22 protein-coding genes and 1 pseudogene are annotated in these 19,492 nt (G+C 58.2%); 8 read left to right on the top strand and 15 right to left on the bottom strand.

The window, feature by feature from the left end:
• Positions 1 to 4: 4 nt before the first annotated feature.
• The 15 genes and pseudogenes from ACOYA6_RS01630 to ACOYA6_RS01560 all read right to left on the bottom strand — a co-directional run bounded on the left by ACOYA6_RS01630 (position 5) and on the right by ACOYA6_RS01560 (position 11,724).
• Positions 5 to 1,183 carry a GmrSD restriction endonuclease domain-containing protein gene (locus ACOYA6_RS01630; protein WP_422653915.1) on the bottom strand — a complete coding sequence of 393 codons (1,179 nt, stop codon included), beginning with the start codon at positions 1,181 to 1,183 and terminating at the stop codon, positions 5 to 7.
• A gap of 406 nt (positions 1,184 to 1,589) precedes the next feature.
• Entirely contained in the window at positions 1,590 to 1,997 is a 408-nt protein-coding gene (locus tag ACOYA6_RS01625) for a cell envelope integrity TolA C-terminal domain-containing protein (protein ID WP_422653914.1), read from the bottom strand.
• Positions 1,998 to 2,268: 271 nt separating this feature from the next.
• A pseudogene (gene hycI / locus ACOYA6_RS01620) lies at positions 2,269 to 2,370 on the bottom strand (hydrogenase maturation peptidase HycI); the annotation flags it as partial.
• 80 nt (positions 2,371 to 2,450) lie between these two features.
• Positions 2,451 to 2,783, bottom strand: coding sequence for a DUF1493 family protein (locus ACOYA6_RS01615; protein ID WP_422653913.1), 333 nt, complete (start codon positions 2,781 to 2,783; stop codon positions 2,451 to 2,453).
• Between the two features lie 9 nt (positions 2,784 to 2,792).
• Complete coding sequence (locus ACOYA6_RS01610) at positions 2,793 to 3,242, bottom strand: STM2901 family protein (RefSeq protein WP_139564510.1); 450 nt, start codon at positions 3,240 to 3,242, stop codon at positions 2,793 to 2,795.
• Positions 3,243 to 3,254: 12 nt separating this feature from the next.
• Entirely contained in the window at positions 3,255 to 3,737 is a 483-nt protein-coding gene (locus ACOYA6_RS01605; protein WP_422653912.1) for an Hcp family type VI secretion system effector, read from the bottom strand.
• A 188-nt stretch (positions 3,738 to 3,925) separates the two neighbouring features.
• On the bottom strand, positions 3,926 to 4,381 hold the full coding sequence (hycI, locus tag ACOYA6_RS01600; RefSeq protein WP_422653911.1) for a hydrogenase maturation peptidase HycI: 456 nt from the start codon (positions 4,379 to 4,381) through the stop codon (positions 3,926 to 3,928).
• The gene (locus ACOYA6_RS01595; protein ID WP_422653910.1) at positions 4,374 to 4,784 is read right to left on the bottom strand and encodes a formate hydrogenlyase maturation HycH family protein; all 411 of its coding nucleotides are present in this window, start codon (positions 4,782 to 4,784) and stop codon (positions 4,374 to 4,376) included. Before ACOYA6_RS01595 ends, hycI (ACOYA6_RS01600) begins: the two co-directional genes overlap by 8 nt.
• Positions 4,784 to 5,548: an NADH-quinone oxidoreductase subunit B family protein gene (locus tag ACOYA6_RS01590; RefSeq protein WP_039031430.1), complete on the bottom strand. Its 765-nt coding sequence runs from the start codon at positions 5,546 to 5,548 to the stop codon at positions 4,784 to 4,786. Before ACOYA6_RS01590 ends, ACOYA6_RS01595 begins: the two co-directional genes overlap by 1 nt.
• The gene (locus tag ACOYA6_RS01585) at positions 5,545 to 6,090 is read right to left on the bottom strand and encodes a formate hydrogenlyase complex iron-sulfur subunit (protein WP_139564506.1); all 546 of its coding nucleotides are present in this window, start codon (positions 6,088 to 6,090) and stop codon (positions 5,545 to 5,547) included. Before ACOYA6_RS01585 ends, ACOYA6_RS01590 begins: the two co-directional genes overlap by 4 nt.
• 9 nt (positions 6,091 to 6,099) lie before the next feature.
• Complete coding sequence (gene hycE / locus ACOYA6_RS01580) at positions 6,100 to 7,809, bottom strand: formate hydrogenlyase subunit HycE (RefSeq protein ID WP_138369641.1); 1,710 nt, start codon at positions 7,807 to 7,809, stop codon at positions 6,100 to 6,102.
• Between the two features lie 15 nt (positions 7,810 to 7,824).
• The gene (locus ACOYA6_RS01575; RefSeq protein ID WP_422653909.1) at positions 7,825 to 8,748 is read right to left on the bottom strand and encodes a respiratory chain complex I subunit 1 family protein; all 924 of its coding nucleotides are present in this window, start codon (positions 8,746 to 8,748) and stop codon (positions 7,825 to 7,827) included.
• Between the two features lie 2 nt (positions 8,749 to 8,750).
• Positions 8,751 to 10,583: a formate hydrogenlyase subunit 3 gene (hycC, locus tag ACOYA6_RS01570; RefSeq protein WP_422653908.1), complete on the bottom strand. Its 1,833-nt coding sequence runs from the start codon at positions 10,581 to 10,583 to the stop codon at positions 8,751 to 8,753.
• Positions 10,583 to 11,188, bottom strand: coding sequence for a 4Fe-4S dicluster domain-containing protein (locus tag ACOYA6_RS01565; RefSeq protein WP_039031435.1), 606 nt, complete (start codon positions 11,186 to 11,188; stop codon positions 10,583 to 10,585). Before ACOYA6_RS01565 ends, hycC begins: the two co-directional genes overlap by 1 nt.
• Positions 11,189 to 11,265: 77 nt before the next feature.
• Entirely contained in the window at positions 11,266 to 11,724 is a 459-nt protein-coding gene (locus ACOYA6_RS01560; protein ID WP_422653907.1) for a transcriptional regulator, read from the bottom strand.
• Between the two features lie 232 nt (positions 11,725 to 11,956).
• Between ACOYA6_RS01560 and hypA the strand changes: the two genes are divergently transcribed.
• The 8 genes from hypA to ACOYA6_RS01520 all read left to right on the top strand — a co-directional run bounded on the left by hypA (position 11,957) and on the right by ACOYA6_RS01520 (position 19,486).
• The gene (gene hypA / locus ACOYA6_RS01555; RefSeq protein WP_039031437.1) at positions 11,957 to 12,307 is read left to right on the top strand and encodes a hydrogenase maturation nickel metallochaperone HypA; all 351 of its coding nucleotides are present in this window, start codon (positions 11,957 to 11,959) and stop codon (positions 12,305 to 12,307) included.
• Between the two features lie 3 nt (positions 12,308 to 12,310).
• Positions 12,311 to 13,183: a hydrogenase nickel incorporation protein HypB gene (hypB, locus tag ACOYA6_RS01550; RefSeq protein ID WP_039031438.1), complete on the top strand. Its 873-nt coding sequence runs from the start codon at positions 12,311 to 12,313 to the stop codon at positions 13,181 to 13,183.
• Complete coding sequence (locus tag ACOYA6_RS01545; protein WP_039031439.1) at positions 13,174 to 13,452, top strand: HypC/HybG/HupF family hydrogenase formation chaperone; 279 nt, start codon at positions 13,174 to 13,176, stop codon at positions 13,450 to 13,452. Before hypB ends, ACOYA6_RS01545 begins: the two co-directional genes overlap by 10 nt.
• Complete coding sequence (hypD, locus tag ACOYA6_RS01540; protein WP_422653906.1) at positions 13,452 to 14,573, top strand: hydrogenase formation protein HypD; 1,122 nt, start codon at positions 13,452 to 13,454, stop codon at positions 14,571 to 14,573. The genes ACOYA6_RS01545 and hypD overlap by 1 nt, the downstream gene beginning before the upstream one ends.
• A complete protein-coding gene (gene hypE, locus ACOYA6_RS01535) occupies positions 14,570 to 15,580 on the top strand; it encodes a hydrogenase expression/formation protein HypE (protein WP_422653905.1) in 1,011 nt (336 codons plus the stop codon). Before hypD ends, hypE begins: the two co-directional genes overlap by 4 nt.
• A gap of 51 nt (positions 15,581 to 15,631) precedes the next feature.
• Positions 15,632 to 17,716: a formate hydrogenlyase transcriptional activator FlhA gene (gene flhA / locus ACOYA6_RS01530; RefSeq protein WP_422653904.1), complete on the top strand. Its 2,085-nt coding sequence runs from the start codon at positions 15,632 to 15,634 to the stop codon at positions 17,714 to 17,716.
• Positions 17,717 to 17,764: 48 nt separating this feature from the next.
• On the top strand, positions 17,765 to 18,409 hold the full coding sequence (gene entD / locus ACOYA6_RS01525) for an enterobactin synthase subunit EntD (RefSeq protein ID WP_422653903.1): 645 nt from the start codon (positions 17,765 to 17,767) through the stop codon (positions 18,407 to 18,409).
• Between the two features lie 135 nt (positions 18,410 to 18,544).
• Positions 18,545 to 19,486 carry a D-ribose ABC transporter substrate-binding protein gene (locus tag ACOYA6_RS01520; RefSeq protein WP_039031444.1) on the top strand — a complete coding sequence of 314 codons (942 nt, stop codon included), beginning with the start codon at positions 18,545 to 18,547 and terminating at the stop codon, positions 19,484 to 19,486.
• Positions 19,487 to 19,492: the final 6 nt, after the last annotated feature.

Below are 19,492 nucleotides of genomic sequence, written 5' to 3'. Positions count from 1 at the left end.
TTTTTCACCTTAAGGTTGATGGGATCTCATTACTCAATCCCAATGAAGAATTTAATCTTTCATAAGCCAACCTAAATCTTCTTACATGCTGCTCTTTACCTGTTGTGGTTGACTCAATTGCCACAACAAATTCAGCATTATCAAAAAGAGATTTGATAGAATCAATAAATTCATATTTCTTTTCAATTAAATCATCTGCGTTGTAGTTCTGTATTGTACTAGCAATATAGTTAACTAAAACCTCAAAAAATGTACGGTTAAATCTTGATTCCCATCTTTCCTCAATAGGAAGCCACTTTCTACCTACTTTTGTTTCTTCGCCATCAAAAAGGTCGACAAGCACCTTACATGATTCATTAAAAAGATTAAGGTAGTTACATACACCAATTTCTTTGGATGCGAAATTATCATTCATGAATTTAGTGAAGTTATCTAAGTAGACCCTAAGAGAACCATTATATTTTTCTGGATTTAGATTTAATGCTAAAAACTTCAGTAAAATTTCAACATCTCTATATCTTTTATCAGATGATTTAAGCTTCATTATCTTATGCAGATGCAAATCGTTATCTGTATGCCTTGTAATGAAATTACTAAAATCACCCTTGTAAATTGAGTTCCTCAGTTCCTGCATAGACAATGGTGAAGATCCAGTATTTAGCCTATAAAATATATCATATAGGACGCTATAATCCTTATAACCTGAAAGTATAGTGCAGCGTAGATCAGCATTAAGTAAGAGTCTAGCGTCGTCTTTAGAAAATTCAGAAAACTTCAACCCTTCAATTGATTTTTTAATTGTTAGATTTCTTAACTTAGCATTACCATCCCATGTATTAAAACTAGGTTCGATGAAGCCATTTATAGCTAGAAGCCTCTGTTTTCCATCTATGACCATGTATTTTTTCTTTTCGCCTATAACTTCAGCCAAAACTACTTCGGGTACCGGGTACCCCACAAGTAATGACTCTATAAGTTTTGATCTTTTATCGTTATCCCATACATTTCTTCGTTGAAAGTCAGGGTTCAAATCAATATTCCCTTCCTCAATCTGATGAAGAATTGTCTGAACCGTCCAGTCTCTGGAATAAACAACAAGCTCACCGACGTCTATATCGTTACCAGCGCTTTCAACTTGTTCTTTATTACTTTCAATAATCAAATCATCTAATTCATCAATCATTGTATTCACCTTGTTTCTATATTAATTAGAAAGAGTAACAGCAAGACTCAACTATGGCTCATCTCAAATTTTAGCCTTCCCTTCTTTGTCTAGCTCGGAAAGAATAAAGCCCCACATTACTTTTTTAACTGCGATCACGCCTCAGAAAGCTAAAATTAGTTTAACAATGCCGTTTTACTACCGGTTTCGAGGACTGTTATCTGGGCCCACTTTTTGCAACATATACTCTATTTTTGTGACGACTCACTGTATAACCTATAGCTACATGACTGAAGCACACTTTATAACGCTGTCTTCCCTTTTCGTCTATGGTTCGACCTTATAAACATTGAATATTCTGTTATAAAGTGATTTTTTGCAACGTCCGCTCCTGGCACGAAGCGGACATCCCCCAGCAGTCTGCCCCCTACCCCCGCATATCAAACCCAACCTTATCAAAATCCCGATAAACCTCCGGATTACTAAACGCCGGGAACTTCGCTTTTTGGGCAGCAATTCTCACCGCCTCACAATACCCTTTATCGCCATCGCTAGTAGATACCTTCAACGCCCTACCATCTTGCGCAAACTCCATATGCAGCCTGCATTTCTTGCCCTTCCAGCGTTCTGGCTCAGCGATTTTCTCTTCTATCGCCGCCTTAATCCCCCGCGCCTGCGCACCCCACTCATCCTGATCGTCCCAGCGGCCAGAACTGCAACTACCCATCGCGGTGGTTTTATGGCAGCCAGAAGGCTGTAACGGCGCACAACCTGCCGCCAGGCTGACCACAGCTGCGAGCATAAATATCTTCCCTGCACTTTCACGCAACCTCATGCCTTAACTCCCATTCTCATATACCCGTCAAAATTAATTTCGGTTTACCACTTCATGAAAATCAGAACAAATAAAAAACACAGGCACAGGCCCGGTAGAGAGGTACACGCTGTCAGCAATCTGGTTTAAACATTGTGCTTGCTTCCGCCGGGCGGCGGCTGACGCCTTGCACGGCCTACAAAACCCGCTCTATCAAAAAGTAGGCCCGGTAAGGCGCTAGCCGCCACCGGGCATTTCCAGAGAGGCACCTTAGTGGTTACGCGCTACAACTCCCCAAAAACACCACCTCCCACACATCCCTGCGCAGCTGATCCACCAGGGTGTTCAGCGGAATATTGTGAGTGGTCATCATAAACATCTCGACGTCGTCGTCGCCCATCATGCTGTTCGGATTTCGAACAGCTAGCAGAACTGGGCGGTATCAATTAAACATCCAGGTCCTGCTGGCGTAGCTTAATCAAATAACCATTTACCCGCTTCGGCGGATTCAGCGAACATACGAACAGTAAGTGGTAAGCGGGTTGCCTCAACGTCTTTCTGTTTTACTTTACCAAACCATCGTTTTAGCCGAGGAATATTCTGCCAGGGGAAATAGTAACTCCACTTCACATTTGACAGATCCACTTTGAATATCTGTTCGTACTTATTTAAGACGTGGTGTAGATCATCTCCTGGCACGTCAAATAAATCAGAATCCAGTACAAGCATGACCTCTTTGCCGTTATTGTCGAGTTCCTTCGAGATCTCTTCGTTGAATAATTCAAGTACCTGATTAGCGATCGTCATATTTTTGCGTCAAAAAGATGTGAACTGAATACGGTCTTTAGGGCGAGCAATCAGGTTGTATTTTGCCTGAGTCTTACGTGAGACTTGGTACAATGAATTGACCAGACCAACCCAGCCAATCCACGGAACATAACGAGCAATGACAGCGGCGAGGCTGGTAGTCTTCCTCATACTTATACCGACGGGTGTTTTAACTCTCAAGCCAAAGGGTACTTTTGTGTCCTTAAGCAGCATTCGCGCATACTTAGAGACAACACTCGTTCCTTTGATAGCCGTTCCTGGCTTCGTTCTTGTTTCCAGCCATGGTTGACCAGCAAGGATAGCAGCACCTGCCGAAACGCCTAGCCCCAATTCATCACAAAATTGCTCGAGGAATATCACATCAAATAGTTCTCCAGCCGTCAGGTTAGATTGACCGTGATAAAAGTACGTTCCGTTTCTTTCTTCTGTGGTATCCATCCACTCACCTCGTTAAGCCGTCTGGCGCTCGTTCCATGCATCGGTGAAAATAATATTCCTATCGTTATGCTTCCATGTGATTTTTTCGTAGCGAAGCTCCACCGATTCAAGGTGATTGTTATTCCGATCTTCCGGAGAAGCCATTGTAGGGGTAACTGAAACAATACGAACGCCCTCAAGAAGAATATTGAAGTATTCCGCTTCCTGACCTGCATCATTAATTTTATAGAATTTCAGTTCGCATTTAACTAAGCGCTGGCCGGTGGCTACTGCTTTATACAAGTATGGGGAGGAGGGATCGAACTCTTTGGTGATCAGCATTACCGAATGCTGGCGCGGGCCTGTTGGTTTACCGGTAAAATTATCGGTTGGTATGGATAAGTTATGGTGAAAACCCTTGAATTCAATGCTGTAGTCACGGTGTTGAACATCGCAGCCACCTTTAATTAGAGCGCCGCCATCGTCGTAAAGCCACATGTTGCCAGGAATAGCCATTTCCACATCTCCTTGTTGTAAATCCATATTTTTAGTGTGGATTATACAGAAATAGCGCAGGAATTATACGGCATGTATAAAAAAGCCGCTTACGCGGCTTCCGAATTAAACGTGGTCTGTTGGTTTCCCGCTGTGGATTTCGGCAAATATCAGCTATTCAGTTGTTAGATCCGTACAGAATAGCTCCTTTACAACTCCCCAAACCCCCACACCCCATCCCGGTCTAACAAACTTTCATAAACCCTCTCAACCGCAGCTTTAATCGCCTCCGTCATCGGATAATAAAACCCAACGATATCCGGTTGAATCCCCAAAAATACCACCTCCCCCACATCTTCGCGCAGCTGATCCACCAGGTAGTTCAGCGGCATGTTGTGGGTGGTCATCATAAACATCTCGGCGATGTCGTCCGGGTCGATGCGGCGGATCTCGCCGGGGTTGAGCCCCATGTCGGTGGCATCCACAATCAACAACCGCGCCGGGCGCTGCTCGCGGATCGCCACGATGTCGTTCTCCGGGGCGCTGCCGCCATCGAACACCACCCAGTCGCCGCGCGGCGCTTCCCGGCACATCTCGGCCAGCAGCGGACCGGCACCGTCGTCGCCCATCATGCTGTTGCCGACGCAGAGTAAAACATCAGTCACGTTGCCTCCTCACCATCAGGTAGATGGCGTTTTCCTGGTGAATGGCCTGGAGCATAACGAGCATTGCCCGGCTCCATTCCTGCTGCTGCGCCGTCTGGCGCGCGATTGCGGCGTCAAAGGCGCTGGCCAGCATCACGATATGGTTCGCGTCGATGACGATCTCCCCGTAGCGCGGCACGCCCTCCATTTTGCGCCGCGCCTCGCTCCCCGCTTCCAGGGTGGCGATCCAGTCCAGATAGGCCTCCCACGGGCAGGTGAGCGCTGCCTCCAGGCAGTCAATCACCCCCAGATGGTGGCCGATGGCCAGCCCGTAGTAGATCACCTGCTGGGCATCGGCGGGAGTGTCGTCATTCTGGTCAATGAACTTGCGGCTGAGCTGGCTGAATACCACCATCTCACTCATCACACACGCTCCTGCCCGACCACCTCAATGAGGTTGGCGACGATCTCGTTCAGGCGCGGATCGTTCTCGTTCGCCAGCCAGCGGGCCACGCTCGCGTCGCCCTCGATCAGATGACGCATAAAGTCGTCGGCGATCTGGCGGCCATAGCGGTAGCCCGCCAGACGTCGCGCGGCGCGGTCGATGCGTACCCGCAGGGGCTGCACCATCTCAGGATGCAGGATCTCGGCGGGCTGGTTGTCCAGTGCCCCCGGTTCGCGGGCATGGATTTTTTGCTCCAGCAGCCCCAGCGCCATGGCAAAGCCGTACAGGGTGGCGGCTGGCGACGGCGGGCAGCCCGGGATGTAAACATCCACCGGGACGATTTTGTCGGTGCCGCCCCAGACGCAGTACAGGTCGTGGAAGATGCCGCCGGAGTTGCCGCAGGCCCCGTAGGAGATGCAGATCTTCGGATCGGGCGCGGACTCCCACGCCCGCAGCGCCGGGGAGCGCATCGCGCGGGTCACCGCCCCGGTGAACAGCAGAATGTCGGCGTGGCGCGGGGATGGCACCACCTTGATGCCGAAGCGTTCGGTGTCGAAAATCGGCGACAGGGTGGCGAAGATCTCAATCTCGCAGCCGTTGCAGCCGCCGCAGTCCACGCGGTAGACGTAGGCGGAGCGTTTGATTTTTTTCAGCAGCGAGGCCTTCATGCTGGCGATGGACTCGTCCACCGTCACCGGGACCGGCATCCCCTGCTCGTTACGTGGCCCTAACAGTTCGCTCATCGTGTCGCTTCCTCCATTTCCCGGGTCAGCTGGATCTTGTCCGCCGGGGTCAGCCCCTGCAGGCGCTTGCAGTCCGGGCAGGTTTCAAAACTCTCGCGATGCGATTCGGCGCGCTTATCGCCGTTGTGGCGCAGCAGGGCAATCGCGTAATCAATCTCTTTCTGTACCGCATAGGGGCGTTTGCAGACCCGGCAGTTACAGATGTCAAAGCGCGACTGCTGCAGGAAATCCGCTTTGCTCCACACCGCCAGCTCGTACTCCTGAGAGAGCTTAATGGCGGTGGTCGGGCAGACCTCTTCGCAGCGTCCGCAGAAGATGCAGCGCCCAAGGTTGAACTGCCAGGTCAGCTGGCCGAACTGTAGGTCCGTCTCCACCGTCAGGGCGTTGGACGGGCAGGCGTTCACGCAGGCCGCGCAGCCGATACACTGCTGCGGGTCGTGCTCCGGCTTGCCGCGCAGATTTTTATCCACCGCAATCGGCGCCAGGGGATACGACTCCGTGACCGTGCCGGTTTTGATCACTTTTTTGATAAAGGTAAACATGGCAAGTCCTTATTTCAGCGGCGAGTTCTTGCGTTCAATGCTGTAGCGTTCCAGTTCCTTGTACGGAACCACCTTGCTTTTCTTCTTGCGCACGTCCACCACCGTCATGCGGTCGGTGCAGGAGTAGCACGGGTCGAGGCTGCCGATAATCAGCGGCGCGTCGGAGACGGTGTTGCCGCGCAGCATGTAGCGCAGGGTCGGCCAGTTAGCGTAGGTGGCCGCCCGGCAGCGCCAGCGCCAGAGCTTCTGGTTGTCGCCGGTCATGCTCCAGTGGATATCATCCCCGCGCGGCGCTTCGCTGAAGCCCAGCGCAAAGCGGTTCGGGATGTAGGTAAAGCCCTCCACCATCAGCGCGCCGCCCGGCAGGTTGTCGAGGCCGAAGTCGATCATGTTCAGGGCGGTAAAGACCTCGTTGATACGCACCTTCAGGCGGGAGATGACGTCGCAGCCCTGCTCGCTGTGAACTTCCATTGGCAGCAGGCCGTAACCGACAAACGGGTGATCGGCGCGGGTGTCGCGGGCGTGGCCGCTGGCGCGCACCATCGGGCCGACGTTACTGAAGTCGCGGGCGATCTGCGGGTCGAGGCGGCCGATGCCCAGGGTGCGCTGTTCGATGTTCGGCGTGCTCATCAGGATATCCACCAGATCCTGCACCTCGCGGCGCATCTGCTGGGCCAGCAGGCGGGTGGCGATCATATCCTCTTTCAGCAGGTCGCGACGGATGCCGCCGATCAGGTTCAGGCCGTAGGTTTTACGCGCCCCGGTGAGGATCTCCGCCATCTTCATGGAGGTCTCGCGCACGCGGAAGAACTGCATAAAGCCGGAGTCAAACCCGACAAAGTGGCAGGCCAGGCCGAGGTTGAGCAGGTGCGAGTGCAGACGCTCCACCTCCAGCAGGATGGCGCGGATCATCTGGGCGCGCTCCGGCACCACGATCCCCATCGCGTTCTCGACAGAGGTCGTGTACGCCGTGCTGTGGGCGAAGCCGCAGATGCCGCAGACGCGGTCGGAGAGGAAGGTCACTTCGTTGTAGCCCATCCGCGTTTCGGCGAGCTTCTCCATGCCGCGATGGACGTAGAACAGGCGGTAGTCGGCGTCGATGATGTTCTCGCCGTCGACGAACAGGCGGAAGTGGCCCGGCTCATCGGAGGTAACGTGCAGCGGGCCAATCGGCACCACGTTATTTTTCTTATCCCCGAGTTCGTTGATGAACTCGTAGGTCTCTTTGTCGGTGGTCGGCGCCGGGCGCTGACGGTAATCCATGCTGTCTTTACGCAGCGGATAGAGTTCGTCCGGCCAGTCGTCCGGCAGCACCAGGCGGCGCTCGTCCGGCAGCCCGACCGGGATCAGGCCGTACATATCGCGCACTTCGCGCTCGCCCCAGACGGCGGCAGGCACGCGCGGGGTGACGGACGGGAACTCCGGCTTATCGGCGTCCACTTCCACGCGCACGGTGAGCCAGCAGCGGGTGCCCTGCTCCATCGACAGCACGTAGTAGACGGCGTAGCTGCCGCAGAGCTGGCGTTCGTCGTTACCAAACAGCACCGACAGCCAGCCGCCCTGCTGGTAATAGAGGAACTCCACCACTTCCGGCAGGTAGTTAATTTTCACCGTGACGGTGATCTGGTCTTTGGTCTGCCAGGCTTCATCCAGCACCACGCCAGGGAAGGCCTGATGCAGTGCGGCGAGATAGTGTTGACCAACTTTTTCTTCAGACATGGTTATTCTCTAAAATCACGCCGCCAGCAAGGAGACGAAAGCTAAAAATGCCAGACCGAAACCGGTCCAGGTAATCCGTGAGGTGGCGTTAAAGCGCAGGCGCGCCATGCTGTTTTCAAACAGGGCGATCGCCAGCACGCCCGCCACCAGCTTGACCACGGCGATAATCACCGCCAGCACCAGGCTGCCGATGGAGAACTGCGTCATCTGTCCCCAGGGGATAAACACCCCGACGAACATCTGCAGCACCACCAGCTGTTTCAGGCTGATGCCCCACTTAAGAAGGGCAAAGCCCGCGCCGCTGTACTCCGACAGCGGCCCTTCCTGCAACTCCTGCTCCGCTTCGGCGAGGTCAAACGGCAGCTTGCCCATCTCGATAAAGGTGGCGAACGCGCAGGCGCACATCGCAAGTACCAGCGTCACGCTGTGCGCCGCGGGCCAGTGGTAGATGGTCTGCGTTACCGCGCTGATGTGGGTGGTGCCCGCCACCTGAGCGGCGACCCACAGGCCGAGCAGCAGGATCGGCTCCACCAGCACCCCGAGCATCGCTTCGCGGCTGGCACCGATCCCGGTGAACGGGCTGCCGGTATCCAGCCCGGCGATGGCAAAGAAGAAACGCGCAATGGCGAAGAGGTAGATCAGGGTAATGAGATCGCCCAGCGCAGGCAGCGGCGAGGCCAGGGTGATCACCGGCAGCGCCGAGGCGATGGCAAACATCACGCCTACCATCACAAAGGGCATCAGGCGGAACACCCAGCCCGCGGCGGCAGGCGCCACGCTCTGGCGGCCCAGCAGCTTGATGAGATCCCGGTACTCCTGGAAGACGTCCGGCCCGCGGCGGGTATGCATCCGGGCACGCGCCACGCGGGTGATGCCAGCCAGCAGCGGCGCGAGGGCAAACAGCACCAGCGCCTGAATCAGTGCGTATATCAAAGTCATGTTCAGGCTCCTCGGGAGATGACAACCACCACCAGCACCGCCAGCTCAATCAGGGCGATACGGTGGAATAGCACGGCGGTGCAGTCGCACTGCCAGCCGGGGATAAAGCGAACCGGATTGAGCCATTTGCGCAGCTTCAGCACCGGCGCGAAGGACTCTTTAACCGGCATGGCAAAGCCGTGGGCGGTGATCACCATCGACTGCTCGTGATCGTACCCACACACCCAGGCGAAGCCGCGGGAGCGGTTCGGCAGGCGATTGCCTTTGAAGACCACCAGCACGATAAACGGCAGCAGCAGCCCCGCCAGCAGCAGGAGGGTGATCATCGGCTGGGAAACGGTGTTCACCGCCCCGCCGTTCACCGGGAACAGGCGGCTAATCACCGGCAGCAGCCAGGGGGCAGCCACGCCGCCCGCCACGCAGCAGAGCGCTGCCAGCAGGGTGCTGAAGGTCATCATCCCCGGTGCGCAGGAGGCGTTTTCCGCTTCAGGAGTGCGCGGTGCGCCGAGGAAGGTGACGCCGTAGACTTTCGCCATACACATCACCGCCAGCGCGCCGGTGATCGCCAGTCCCGTTGCCAGCAATGGTCCCAGCAGGCGAGCGACAAAGGCCTCGTGACCGCCGAGGTTGAAGAAGGACTGGTAGATCACCCACTCCCCGGCAAAGCCGTTCAGCGGCGGCAGCGCCGCCATCGCCATCAGCCCCACCAGCATTGAGAGCGAAATCAGCGGCATTTTTTTGCCGATGCCGCCCAGCTTCTCAATATCGCGATGGCCGGTGCGATACCACACCGCGCCCGCGCCGAGGAACAGCGTGGTTTTAAACAGGCCGTGGTTCACCAGGTGGTAGAGCCCGCCGGTAAAGCCCAGCGCCACCAGCAGCGGACTGCGCAGCGCAATGCCGGTGACGCCCGCGCCCAGGCCGAGCAGGATAATGCCGATGTTCTCCAGGGTGTGGTACGCCAGCAGGCGCTGGATGTTGTGCTCCATCAGGGCGTACAGGCCGCCGACAAAAGCGGTGATCATGCCCATCACCAGCAGCAGCACGCCGAGCCACAGCGGCGGCAGCGCCCCACTCAGGGCGACGGTCAGCATGCCGTAGAGGCCCACCTTCATCACCACCGTGGAGAAGAGCGCGGCAGCCGGGGCGCTGGCGTTAGCATGCGCCTGGGGTGCCCAGCCGTGCAGCGGAATGACGCCCGCCAGCAGGCCAAAGCCCGCCAGACCCGGGAGCCAGATGCTGGCCCCCGGTGCCTGTCCGGAGGCCATCGCCCCCATCGCCGCAAAATCCAGGGTGCCGTAGAAACGCCACGCCTGCCAGCAGGCGAAGGCCAGCAGCAGCGTGCCCAGACGCCCCAGCACAAACCACAGCTTGCCAGATTTGGCGCAGCCGGTAAGAAACGCGCCGCACAGGGCCATGATTTCCGCCATCACCACCAGCCAGCCGAGGTTATCGACCATAATCGCGGCGACGCCGGTGGCCATCAGCAGGTTGGTCAGCAGGCCGGTGCTTCTGGACTGCGCAGGACGGTGCCAGGCGACGGTATAGAGGCTGATGAGAAACGCCGGCAGGCCGATGGCGATAAGCCAGACCGCGCGGATCCCGCTCATCTGCATGCCGATGTGCAGCCAGGGAATCTGCCCCTGTTGCACCGCAAGCTGCGGCGCGGCGAGCAGCGAAATCGCCCCCGCCATCACCGCCATGGCGCTGGCGATCGCCCCGCCGAAGCCGGTAACGGCGCTGCTGAGGGTGCGGTTGGCGCTGAAGACAAGCGCCAGCACGGCGCTTGTCAGATACCACACCAGCGACAGGTCAATTAACGAAAAGGCATTCATCAGCGCTCTCCTTGTTGCGACTGGAACAACGACAAATCGCCCAGATCCGTATTCATCGTCAGCTCGCGTTTGCGCTTGCTGGCGCGGGCGATGTCCTGGTTATTCACCAGACGCAGGGATTTGGTCGGACAGGTGCGCACGCACGCCGGGCCTTCCGGGTCGAAGCTGCACAGGTCGCACTTCACCGCGATGGCGCGCACGCCCGGTACCCAGTCAAGGAACGGGCTGACGCGGGCCGGGGCCGGTGGGGCCATCGGCGCTTTCGAGGTGTTGCTGTTGGCGGGGATCGCCAGCGGGCGGCTGCCGGCAAACTCAATGGCGCCAAACGGACAGGCGATGCCGCACAGCTTGCAGCTGACGCACAGGCTTTCATTCAGCTGGATAGCGCCGTCGGCGCGGGTAATGGCGTTGACCGGGCAGACCTGGGCGCAGGGGGCATCTTCGCAGTGATGACATAGCTGCGGCGCGGAGTCTTTACTGTTACGCATCACTTTCAGCCGCGGCTGGCTTTGCAGGCCATGCAGGCGATGGTTTTCTGAACAGGCAGCCTCACAGGTGTGGCAGCCGATACAGAGCGAGGGATCAGCAATTACAAAACGATTCACCTGGTTTCCTCTGGTGATAGTCATTTTTGACGAAAAACGGGCGGAAGTGTCATTTTCGACACCTGTCGACACCCGGCTCAGACCGCAGCGTGGTGCTGCGCCAGTACGGCGAGGGTCAGGGATTCGCCGCGTTGCGTTGCCTGATAAAGCGCGGCGTAAATCCCGCTGATTTTATTCAGGAAATGGTCCAGAACCGCTTCGCGCTGGTCGATGTTGATCGCGTCGTCCAGCATGCCGTCGTCGCTCAGGCGGGCGCGGCCAATCAGCACGCACTCCGGGTTGTCGCGCACTTCGACGGTGTAATTGAAGATGTGGCCGTTGAACGCCTGCTCGGGCGTCACGCGGATAAGGAAGTGGTCGAACAGCCAGAAGCCAAGCCCGTTGTCGGTGTTACAGCCCACGGTGAGGTGCAGGCTGGCTTTAGAGAGCGTGATGGCCTGAATCAATGAATTGCCGTAGTGGTTCCAGTGGGAGCGAAGGACCCGCTGTTGTCCGGCGATGATATTGGCTTTCTCACTTAATTCGGAAAGTGTCATGTGACGTACCTGATGCGTAATGTGTAAAGAGTTGGCTTCCCTAAGCACGTTTCGTGCCATTTTTTAATTGATTGATTTTCAATGAAAATAAATTTTAAAGCCGCAGCGATCACAAAAAATGACATGTCATTTCGTCATCTTTGACCGCGCGCCCTGTCTCCTCTCGCCACGCGTCGCGTAAACATGGCATCAATATTGCTTTATCCGGCCAGACTTCACCGGGAACAGCACAATGCACGAAATCACCCTCTGCCAGCAGGCGCTGGAATTGATCGAAAAACAGGCGCATCAGCATCAGGCCAAACGCGTGACGGGCGTCTGGCTGCGCGTCGGGGCGTTCTCCTGCGTGGAGAGCAGCGCCCTGCAGTTTTGTTTTGAGCTGGTATGCCGGGAGACGGTCGCCGAAGGCTGCGCCCTGCATCTCGAAGAGCAGCAGGCGGAATGCTGGTGTCAGGACTGCAAAGCGTACGTCGAGCTGGTGACCCACCGCGTACGCCTCTGCCCGCAGTGCGGCGGAGCAAACCTGAATATCGTCGCCGACGACGGGCTGCATATCACGCGTCTGGAAATTGAACAGGAGTAAACCATGTGTACCACCTGCGGTTGCGATCAGGGCAACCTCTATATTGAAGGCGACGAGCATAATCCTCACTCCGCTTTTCGCAGCGCCCCCTTTGCGCCGGCCAATCGCCCGGCGCTGCGCATCACCCGCGTGGACGCTCAGGCTTTTGCCCCTGCCGAGCCGCTTGCAGGCCAGCTGCATTACGGCCACGGCGAAGCGGGCACCCATGCGCCCGGCCTCAGCCAGCGTAAAATGGTCGACATCGAGATGGACGTGCTCGGCAAAAACAGTGCTATTGCCCGGCGCAACCGCACCCTGTTCAGCGCCCGCAACCAGCTGGCGCTCAATCTGGTCTCCAGCCCCGGCTCCGGTAAAACCACCCTGCTGACCGAGACCTTAAAGCGCTTACAGCAGCAGGTGCCCTGCGCGGTGATCGAAGGCGATCAGCAGACCGTTAACGACGCCGAGCGGATCCGCGCCACCGGCACGCCCGCCATTCAGGTGAACACCGGCAAGGGCTGTCACCTCGACGCGCAGATGATCGGGGACGCGATGGCGCGTCTGCCGCTCGCGGATGGCGGCATCATGTTTATTGAAAACGTCGGCAATCTGGTCTGCCCGGCCAGCTTCGATCTCGGCGAGCGTCATAAGGTGGCGGTGCTCTCCGTCACCGAGGGCGAGGACAAGCCGCTCAAGTACCCGCATATGTTTGCCGCCGCGTCCATCATGCTGCTCAACAAGGTCGACCTGCTGCCGTACCTTAGCTTTGACGTGGAAAAATGCCTCGCCGCCGCCCGGGAAGTGAACCCGGAGATTGAGATTTTGCTCGTCTCCGCCACCCGCGGCGACGGGATGGACGCCTGGCTTGCCTGGCTGGAGGCGCAACGATGTGCATAGGCGTTCCTGGAAAAATCAGCGCCATTCATGACGGAATGCAGGCCAGCGTCGAGGTCTGCGGCGTGCTGCGCGACGTGGATCTGACCCTGGTGGGCGATTGTGACGAAAACGGCCACAGCCGTCTCGGGCAGTGGGTGCTGGTCCACGTCGGCTTTGCCATGAGCGTGATTGACGAAGCGGAGGCGCTGGATACCCTCGCCGCCCTGCAAAATATGTTCGAAGTGGAGCCGGACGTCGGGTCGCTGCTGTTTGGCGAGGAGTCACGCTGATGCGCTTTGTTGATGAATACCGCGACCCGCAAAAGGTAATGCAGCTCATCGCGGCCCTGAAAGCCCGGGCTGAACTTTTAACCTACACCGCCGCGCGTCCGCTGCGCATTATGGAGGTGTGCGGCGGGCACACCCACGCCATCTTTAAGTTCGGGCTGGACCAGCTCCTGCCCGACAACATTGAGTTTATTCACGGCCCCGGCTGTCCGGTCTGCGTCCTGCCGATGGGGCGGATCGACACCTGCATCGAAATCGCCAGCCACCCGGAGGTGATCTTCTGCACCTTCGGCGACGCGATGCGGGTTCCGGGAAAAAACGGCTCGCTGCTGGATGCCCGGATGCGCGGGGCGGACGTGCGGATCATCTACTCCCCCGCCGACGCCCTGAAGCTGGCCCGGCAGAACCCGGATCGCAAAGTGGTGTTCTTCGGGCTGGGGTTTGAAACCACCATGCCCGCCACCGCCCTGACCCTGCGGCAGGCAAAAGCGGCGAACGTGGATAACTTCTTCTTTTTCTGCCAGCACATCACGCTGATCCCGGTCCTGAAAAGTCTGCTGGAGCAGCCGGAAAACGGCATCGACGCCTTCCTGGCCCCCGGGCACGTCAGCATGGTGATTGGCACTCACGCCTACGATTTTATCTCCGCCGATCATCAGCGCCCGCTGGCGGTGGCAGGTTTTGAGCCGGTGGATCTGCTCCAGGGGGTGTTGATGCTGGTGGAGCAGAAGATCGCTGGCATAAGCCAGGTGGAAAATCAGTACCGCCGCATCGTGCCGGAAGCGGGCAACGCCGTGGCCCAGGCCGCCATCGCCGAGGTGTTTGGCGTGGAGGGCGACAGCGAATGGCGCGGGCTGGGGGTGATCTCCCACTCCGGCGTGCATCTTACCGACGCGTATCGCCAGTTCGACGCCGAGCGTCACTTCAGCCCCCAGGCGCAGGCGGTGTGTGATGACCCCGAAGCGCGCTGCGGCGAGGTGCTGACCGGACGCTGCAAACCGGCGCAGTGCCCGCTGTTTGGCGGGAAATGTACACCGCAAAGTGCCTTTGGCGCGCTGATGGTCTCATCGGAAGGGGCGTGCAGCGCCTGGTATCAGTACCGTTCTCAGGAGTGTGAAAGTTGAAACAGATAACCCTCGCCCACGGCAGCGGCGGACAGGCGATGCAGCAGCTGATCGGCGAGCTTTTTATGCGCGCCTTCAGCAACCCGCTGCTTGACGAGCAGGAAGATCAGGCCCGCATTCCGCTGCACGAACTGACCGCTCACGGCGACCGGCTGGCCTTCTCCACCGACAGCTACGTGATTGACCCGCTGTTCTTCCCCGGCGGCGATATCGGCAAGCTGGCGGTCTGCGGCACCGCCAACGACGTGGCGGTAAGCGGAGCCATTCCGCGCTGGCTCTCCTGCGGGTTTATCCTCGAAGAGGGGCTGGAGATGGCGACTCTGGAGCGCATCGTCACCAGCATGGCTAATGCTGCGGCTGCGGCGGGCATCACCATCGTCACCGGCGATACCAAAGTCGTCCCGCGCGGCGCGGCGGATAAGGTGTTTATTAATACCGCAGGTATCGGTTCCGTTCCCGAGGGGTTAAACTGGGGGATGCGTCAGATTCACGCCGGTGATGTGTTGCTGGTCAGCGGCACCCTGGGCGATCATGGCGCCACGATCCTGAATCTGCGCGAAGGCCTGGGGCTGGAAGGGGATCTGCAGAGCGACTGCGCGGTGCTGACCCCGCTGATTCAGGCCCTGCGCGGCGAGCCCGGCATCAAAGCCCTGCGCGATGCCACCCGCGGCGGGGTGAATGCCGTGGCCCACGAATTTGCCGCCAGCAGCGGCTGCGGGATTGAAATACAGGAAGGCAGCCTGCCGGTGAGGCCCGCCGTGCGCGGCGCGTGCGAGCTGCTGGGCCTTGACCCGCTCAACTTCGCCAACGAAGGCAAGCTGGCTATCGTGGTGGAACGCCAGGCCGCCGAACGGGTGCTGGCGCTGCTGCGGTCACATCCTCTGGGAATGCACGCCGCCATTATCGGCGAGGTGGTTGAGCACAAAGGGGTACGACTCACCGGGCTGTACGGCGTAAAACGGACGCTGAATTTGCCCCACAGCGAGCCACTGCCGCGTATTTGCTGATTCGGGCGGCGCATAAGCCGCTCATTTTTCTGGATACTCTGGATATAACGCATGTCGTATACACCCACGAACGATCCCATCGATCAAGGACTGTTCGATATTACCCGTACCCTGCTGCAACAGACCGATCTTTGCGCCCTGGCGCAGGCGCTGACCCAGCACGTCCGGCAGATAAACCTCGCCGATAGCGTCCACATTCTGCTCTGGCAGTCGGAGTCGCGCCGGGTTTATCTCTACTGCACCGACGACCAGGGTTGCGATATCCGCTATGAAGATGAGCCGATGCTGGCGAACGGCCCTTTCCGCCGCATGCTTTCGCGCCCGGACGTGCTGCACTGCACGGCGGCGACCTTCCAGGAGACCTGGCCGCAGCTGGCCGCCCTCGACCGCTATCCCTCGTTCGCCCACTACTGCCTGACGCCGATTGCCGCCGACGGCCGCATTCTGGGCGGCTGCGAGTTTCTGCGCGCCCGGGATGTGCCCTGGACGGATACTGATTTTTCCCGCCTGCAGACCCTGACCCAGGCGGCCGGGCTGGCCGTCGAGCAGATCCAGGCCCGGCTGAGCAACAGCGACAGCTACGATCTGCTGTGGCGGGAGCGTAACGATTTTCGCCTGCTGGTCGCCATCACCAACGCCGTGCTGTCAAAGCTCGACCTTGATGAGCTGGTGATGGAAGTTTCCCGCGAAATTCAGCGCAACTTCGGCATTGATTCCATCAGCATGGTGCTGCGCAGCGACCGCAAAGGGAAGCTCATCGTCTACTCCACCCACTATCTGGACAAAGATGCCCCCCTGCACGACCAGAGCGAGGTGGATGAGAAGGGTACGCTGTCTGAAAAAGTGATGCGTAACAAGCAGATGCTGATGCTTAACCTGCACCACCGGGATCAGCATGCCCCCTACGAACGCATGCTGTTTGATATGTGGGGCGAGCAGGATCAGACCCTGTGCCTGTTCCCGCTGATGTTCCGCGACCGCGTGCTCGGCACCCTGAAGCTGGCCCAGTGCAAGGCTCAGGTGTTCACCCCCACCAACCTGAAGCTGCTGAACCAGATCGCCGAACGTGTCGCCATCGCCGTGGATAACGCCCTCTCCTACCGGGAAATCAGCCACCTCAAGGAGCGGCTGATCGATGAGAACCTGGCCCTGACCGAGCAGATCAACAACGTCGCCACCGACTTCGGCGAAATCATCGGCCGCAGCAGCGCCATGATGACGGTGATGAAGCAGGTGGAGATGGTGGCCCAGAGCAACAGCACCGTTCTGATCCTCGGCGAGACCGGCACCGGCAAGGAGCTGATCGCCCGCGCCATCCACAACCTGAGCGGGCGCAGCGACAGGCGGATGGTGAAGATGAACTGTGCGGCGATGCCTGCCGGCCTGCTGGAGAGCGATCTGTTTGGTCACGAGCGCGGGGCCTTTACCGGCGCCAGCGCCCAGCGCATCGGCCGCTTTGAGCTGGCGGACAAAAGCACCCTGTTCCTCGACGAAGTGGGCGATATGCCCATCGAACTCCAGCCCAAACTGCTGCGGGTGCTGCAGGAGCAGGAGTTTGAGCGCCTCGGCAGCAACCGCATCATCCACACCGACGTGCGCCTGATTGCCGCCACCAACCGCGACCTGACGAAGATGGTGGCCGACCGCGAGTTCCGCAGCGATCTCTATTACCGTCTGAACGTCTTCCCGATCTACCTCCCGCCGCTGCGCGAGCGCCCGGAAGATATTCCCCTGCTGGTGAAATCCTTCACCTTCAAGATCGCCCATCGGCTGGGACGCAACATCGACAGCATTCCGGCGGACACCCTGCGCCAGCTCAGCCGGATGGAGTGGCCCGGCAACGTGCGCGAACTGGAGAACGTCATTGAGCGGGCGGTACTGCTGACGCGCGGTAACGTCCTGCAGCTTTCGATGCCGGATATCGATTTCCAGCGCGCCGACAGTGCCGCGCCGGAAGCGCCCGTCAGCAATATCCGCGAAGGGGAAGAGGAGTATCAGCACATCTTGCGGGTGCTGAAAGAGACCAACGGGGTGATCGCCGGGCCACGCGGCGCAGCCCAGCGTCTGGGACTCAAGCGCACCACCCTGCTGTCGCGGATGAAACGCCTGGGGATCGACAAAAACGTCCTCTCCTGAGTCACACCAGGCTAAAATACCTCTCCTTTTGTCCACGGCGAGAAGAACATGCACACTCACCACTCCACATTTCTTCTCGCCGGGCAGACCCTTCACCGTATTACCTTCGATCCGGCCACCTTCAGCGACGCCGATCTGCTCTGGCTCCCGCACCACCACCAGCTCGCTGACGCCGGGCGCAAGCGCAAAGCCGACCATCTGGCCGGGCGCATCGCCGCCTTCCATGCCCTGAACCGCCAGGCTATTCCCGCCATCGGCAGCAGCGGGGAACCCCTGTGGCCTGCGGGGATCAGCGGTAGCCTCTCCCACAGCGGCACCCAGGCTGTGGCGATCTGCCGCGAGAGTGGCCTTACCGGGGTTGATTGCGAGGCGATTATCGATGAAAGCGAAGCCCGCGAGATTCAGGACGGGGTGATTGATATTCAGGAAGCCCGGGTGCTGGCCGGGTGCGGTCTTCCCTTCTCCCTGGCCTTTACCCTGGCGTTCAGCGCCAAAGAGAGTCTGTTCAAAGCGCTCTTCCCTCAGGTGCAGGCCTGGATGGGGTTTGAGTCCGCCCGCGTCACGGCCATGAACGCCGACACCCTGACCTTAACGCTCACCCGACCCCTTCCCCCCTTTGCACAAAATCAGGCATTTACCGCGCACTGGCAGCGTTCGGACGCCACGGTTGTCACCCTGATCTGTGATGAATAATTGCTCAGGATCGTGATCCTTTTCTCCTTTTAAACAAATTAGCGGCCTGAACCGTAGACAGTTTAATCAGGCAGACTTATCGTTACATTGAATAATAAATCATTATTGAATAAATATTCAATGTGGAGAAAAAGAATGAACAAGACCTTTGTAAAATCCGCTTTACTGGCCTCAATGATCGCCGCTTCCGGCTCCCTGTTTGCCGCCGATAACGGACTCATTGCGATTATTACCCCCTCACACGACAACCCGTTCTTCAAGGCTGAAGCCGACGGCGCGGCGGCGAAGGCGAAAGAGCTGGGTTACACCACGCTGGTCGCCTCGCACGACGATGACGTGAACAAACAAAACCAGCTGATTGAGACCGCCATCGCCCGTAAGGCGAAAGCGATCATTCTGGACAACGCCGGGGCAGATGCCACCGTCGGTCCGCTGGAGAAGGCCAAAGCGGCAGGCGTCCCTGCCTTCCTGATCGATCGTGAAATCAACAAAACCGGCGTGGCGGTGGCGCAGATTGTCTCGAACAACTATCAGGGGGCGCAGCTTGGTGCAGAGAAGTTCGTCAAGCTGCTGGACGGCAAAGGTAAATACGTTGAGCTGCTGGGCCGTCCGTCGGACACCAACGCGGGCGTGCGCTCCCAGGGCTACCACGATGTGATCGACGACTACCCGGACATGAAGATGGTGGCGCAGCAGACCGCCAACTGGAGCCAGACCGAAGCCTTCACCCGTATGGAAGCCATCCTGCAGACCAACCCGGATATCGTGGGCGTGATCTCCGGTAACGACACCATGGCGCTGGGGGCCGAAGCTGCGCTGAAGGCCGCCGGGAAGAACAACGTGATTGTGGTCGGCTTTGACGGCAGCGACTACACCCGCGACTCGATCCTGAAAAAAGGCAACATCAAAGCCACGGTGCTGCAGCCGGGCTGGCAGCAGGCCCAGATGGCCGTTGAGCAGGCCGACTACTACCTGAAAAACGGCAAAGCGCAAAAAGACGAGAAGCAGCTGATGGACTGCGTGCTGATCGACGAGTCCAACGCCAGCAAGCTGAACCTGTTTAACCTCAGCAAATAAGCGGAG

The sequence above is a fragment of the Leclercia barmai genome (assembly GCF_049312895.1).
GTDB lineage: Bacteria > Pseudomonadota > Gammaproteobacteria > Enterobacterales > Enterobacteriaceae > Enterobacter > Enterobacter barmai.
This window is presented reverse-complemented; position numbering and strand designations above follow the sequence as displayed.

Bases quoted from the DNA above. Each gene is read 5' to 3' on its own strand.
- ACOYA6_RS01630 (WP_422653915.1), bottom strand. From the start codon at position 1,183: ATGATTGATGAATTAGATGATTTGATTATTGAAAGTAATAAAGAACAA.
- ACOYA6_RS01625 (WP_422653914.1), bottom strand. From the start codon at position 1,997: ATGAGGTTGCGTGAAAGTGCAGGGAAGATATTTATGCTCGCAGCTGTG.
- ACOYA6_RS01615 (WP_422653913.1), bottom strand. From the start codon at position 2,783: ATGACGATCGCTAATCAGGTACTTGAATTATTCAACGAAGAGATCTCG.
- ACOYA6_RS01610 (WP_139564510.1), bottom strand. From the start codon at position 3,242: ATGGATACCACAGAAGAAAGAAACGGAACGTACTTTTATCACGGTCAA.
- ACOYA6_RS01605 (WP_422653912.1), bottom strand. From the start codon at position 3,737: ATGGCTATTCCTGGCAACATGTGGCTTTACGACGATGGCGGCGCTCTA.
- ACOYA6_RS01595 (WP_422653910.1), bottom strand. From the start codon at position 4,784: ATGAGTGAGATGGTGGTATTCAGCCAGCTCAGCCGCAAGTTCATTGAC.
- ACOYA6_RS01590 (WP_039031430.1), bottom strand. From the start codon at position 5,548: ATGAGCGAACTGTTAGGGCCACGTAACGAGCAGGGGATGCCGGTCCCG.
- ACOYA6_RS01585 (WP_139564506.1), bottom strand. From the start codon at position 6,090: ATGTTTACCTTTATCAAAAAAGTGATCAAAACCGGCACGGTCACGGAG.
- hycE (WP_138369641.1), bottom strand. From the start codon at position 7,809: ATGTCTGAAGAAAAAGTTGGTCAACACTATCTCGCCGCACTGCATCAG.
- ACOYA6_RS01575 (WP_422653909.1), bottom strand. From the start codon at position 8,748: ATGACTTTGATATACGCACTGATTCAGGCGCTGGTGCTGTTTGCCCTC.
- hycC (WP_422653908.1), bottom strand. From the start codon at position 10,583: ATGAATGCCTTTTCGTTAATTGACCTGTCGCTGGTGTGGTATCTGACA.
- ACOYA6_RS01560 (WP_422653907.1), bottom strand. From the start codon at position 11,724: ATGACACTTTCCGAATTAAGTGAGAAAGCCAATATCATCGCCGGACAA.
- hypA (WP_039031437.1), top strand. From the start codon at position 11,957: ATGCACGAAATCACCCTCTGCCAGCAGGCGCTGGAATTGATCGAAAAA.
- hypB (WP_039031438.1), top strand. From the start codon at position 12,311: ATGTGTACCACCTGCGGTTGCGATCAGGGCAACCTCTATATTGAAGGC.
- ACOYA6_RS01545 (WP_039031439.1), top strand. From the start codon at position 13,174: ATGTGCATAGGCGTTCCTGGAAAAATCAGCGCCATTCATGACGGAATG.
- hypD (WP_422653906.1), top strand. From the start codon at position 13,452: ATGCGCTTTGTTGATGAATACCGCGACCCGCAAAAGGTAATGCAGCTC.
- flhA (WP_422653904.1), top strand. From the start codon at position 15,632: ATGTCGTATACACCCACGAACGATCCCATCGATCAAGGACTGTTCGAT.
- entD (WP_422653903.1), top strand. From the start codon at position 17,765: ATGCACACTCACCACTCCACATTTCTTCTCGCCGGGCAGACCCTTCAC.
- ACOYA6_RS01520 (WP_039031444.1), top strand. From the start codon at position 18,545: ATGAACAAGACCTTTGTAAAATCCGCTTTACTGGCCTCAATGATCGCC.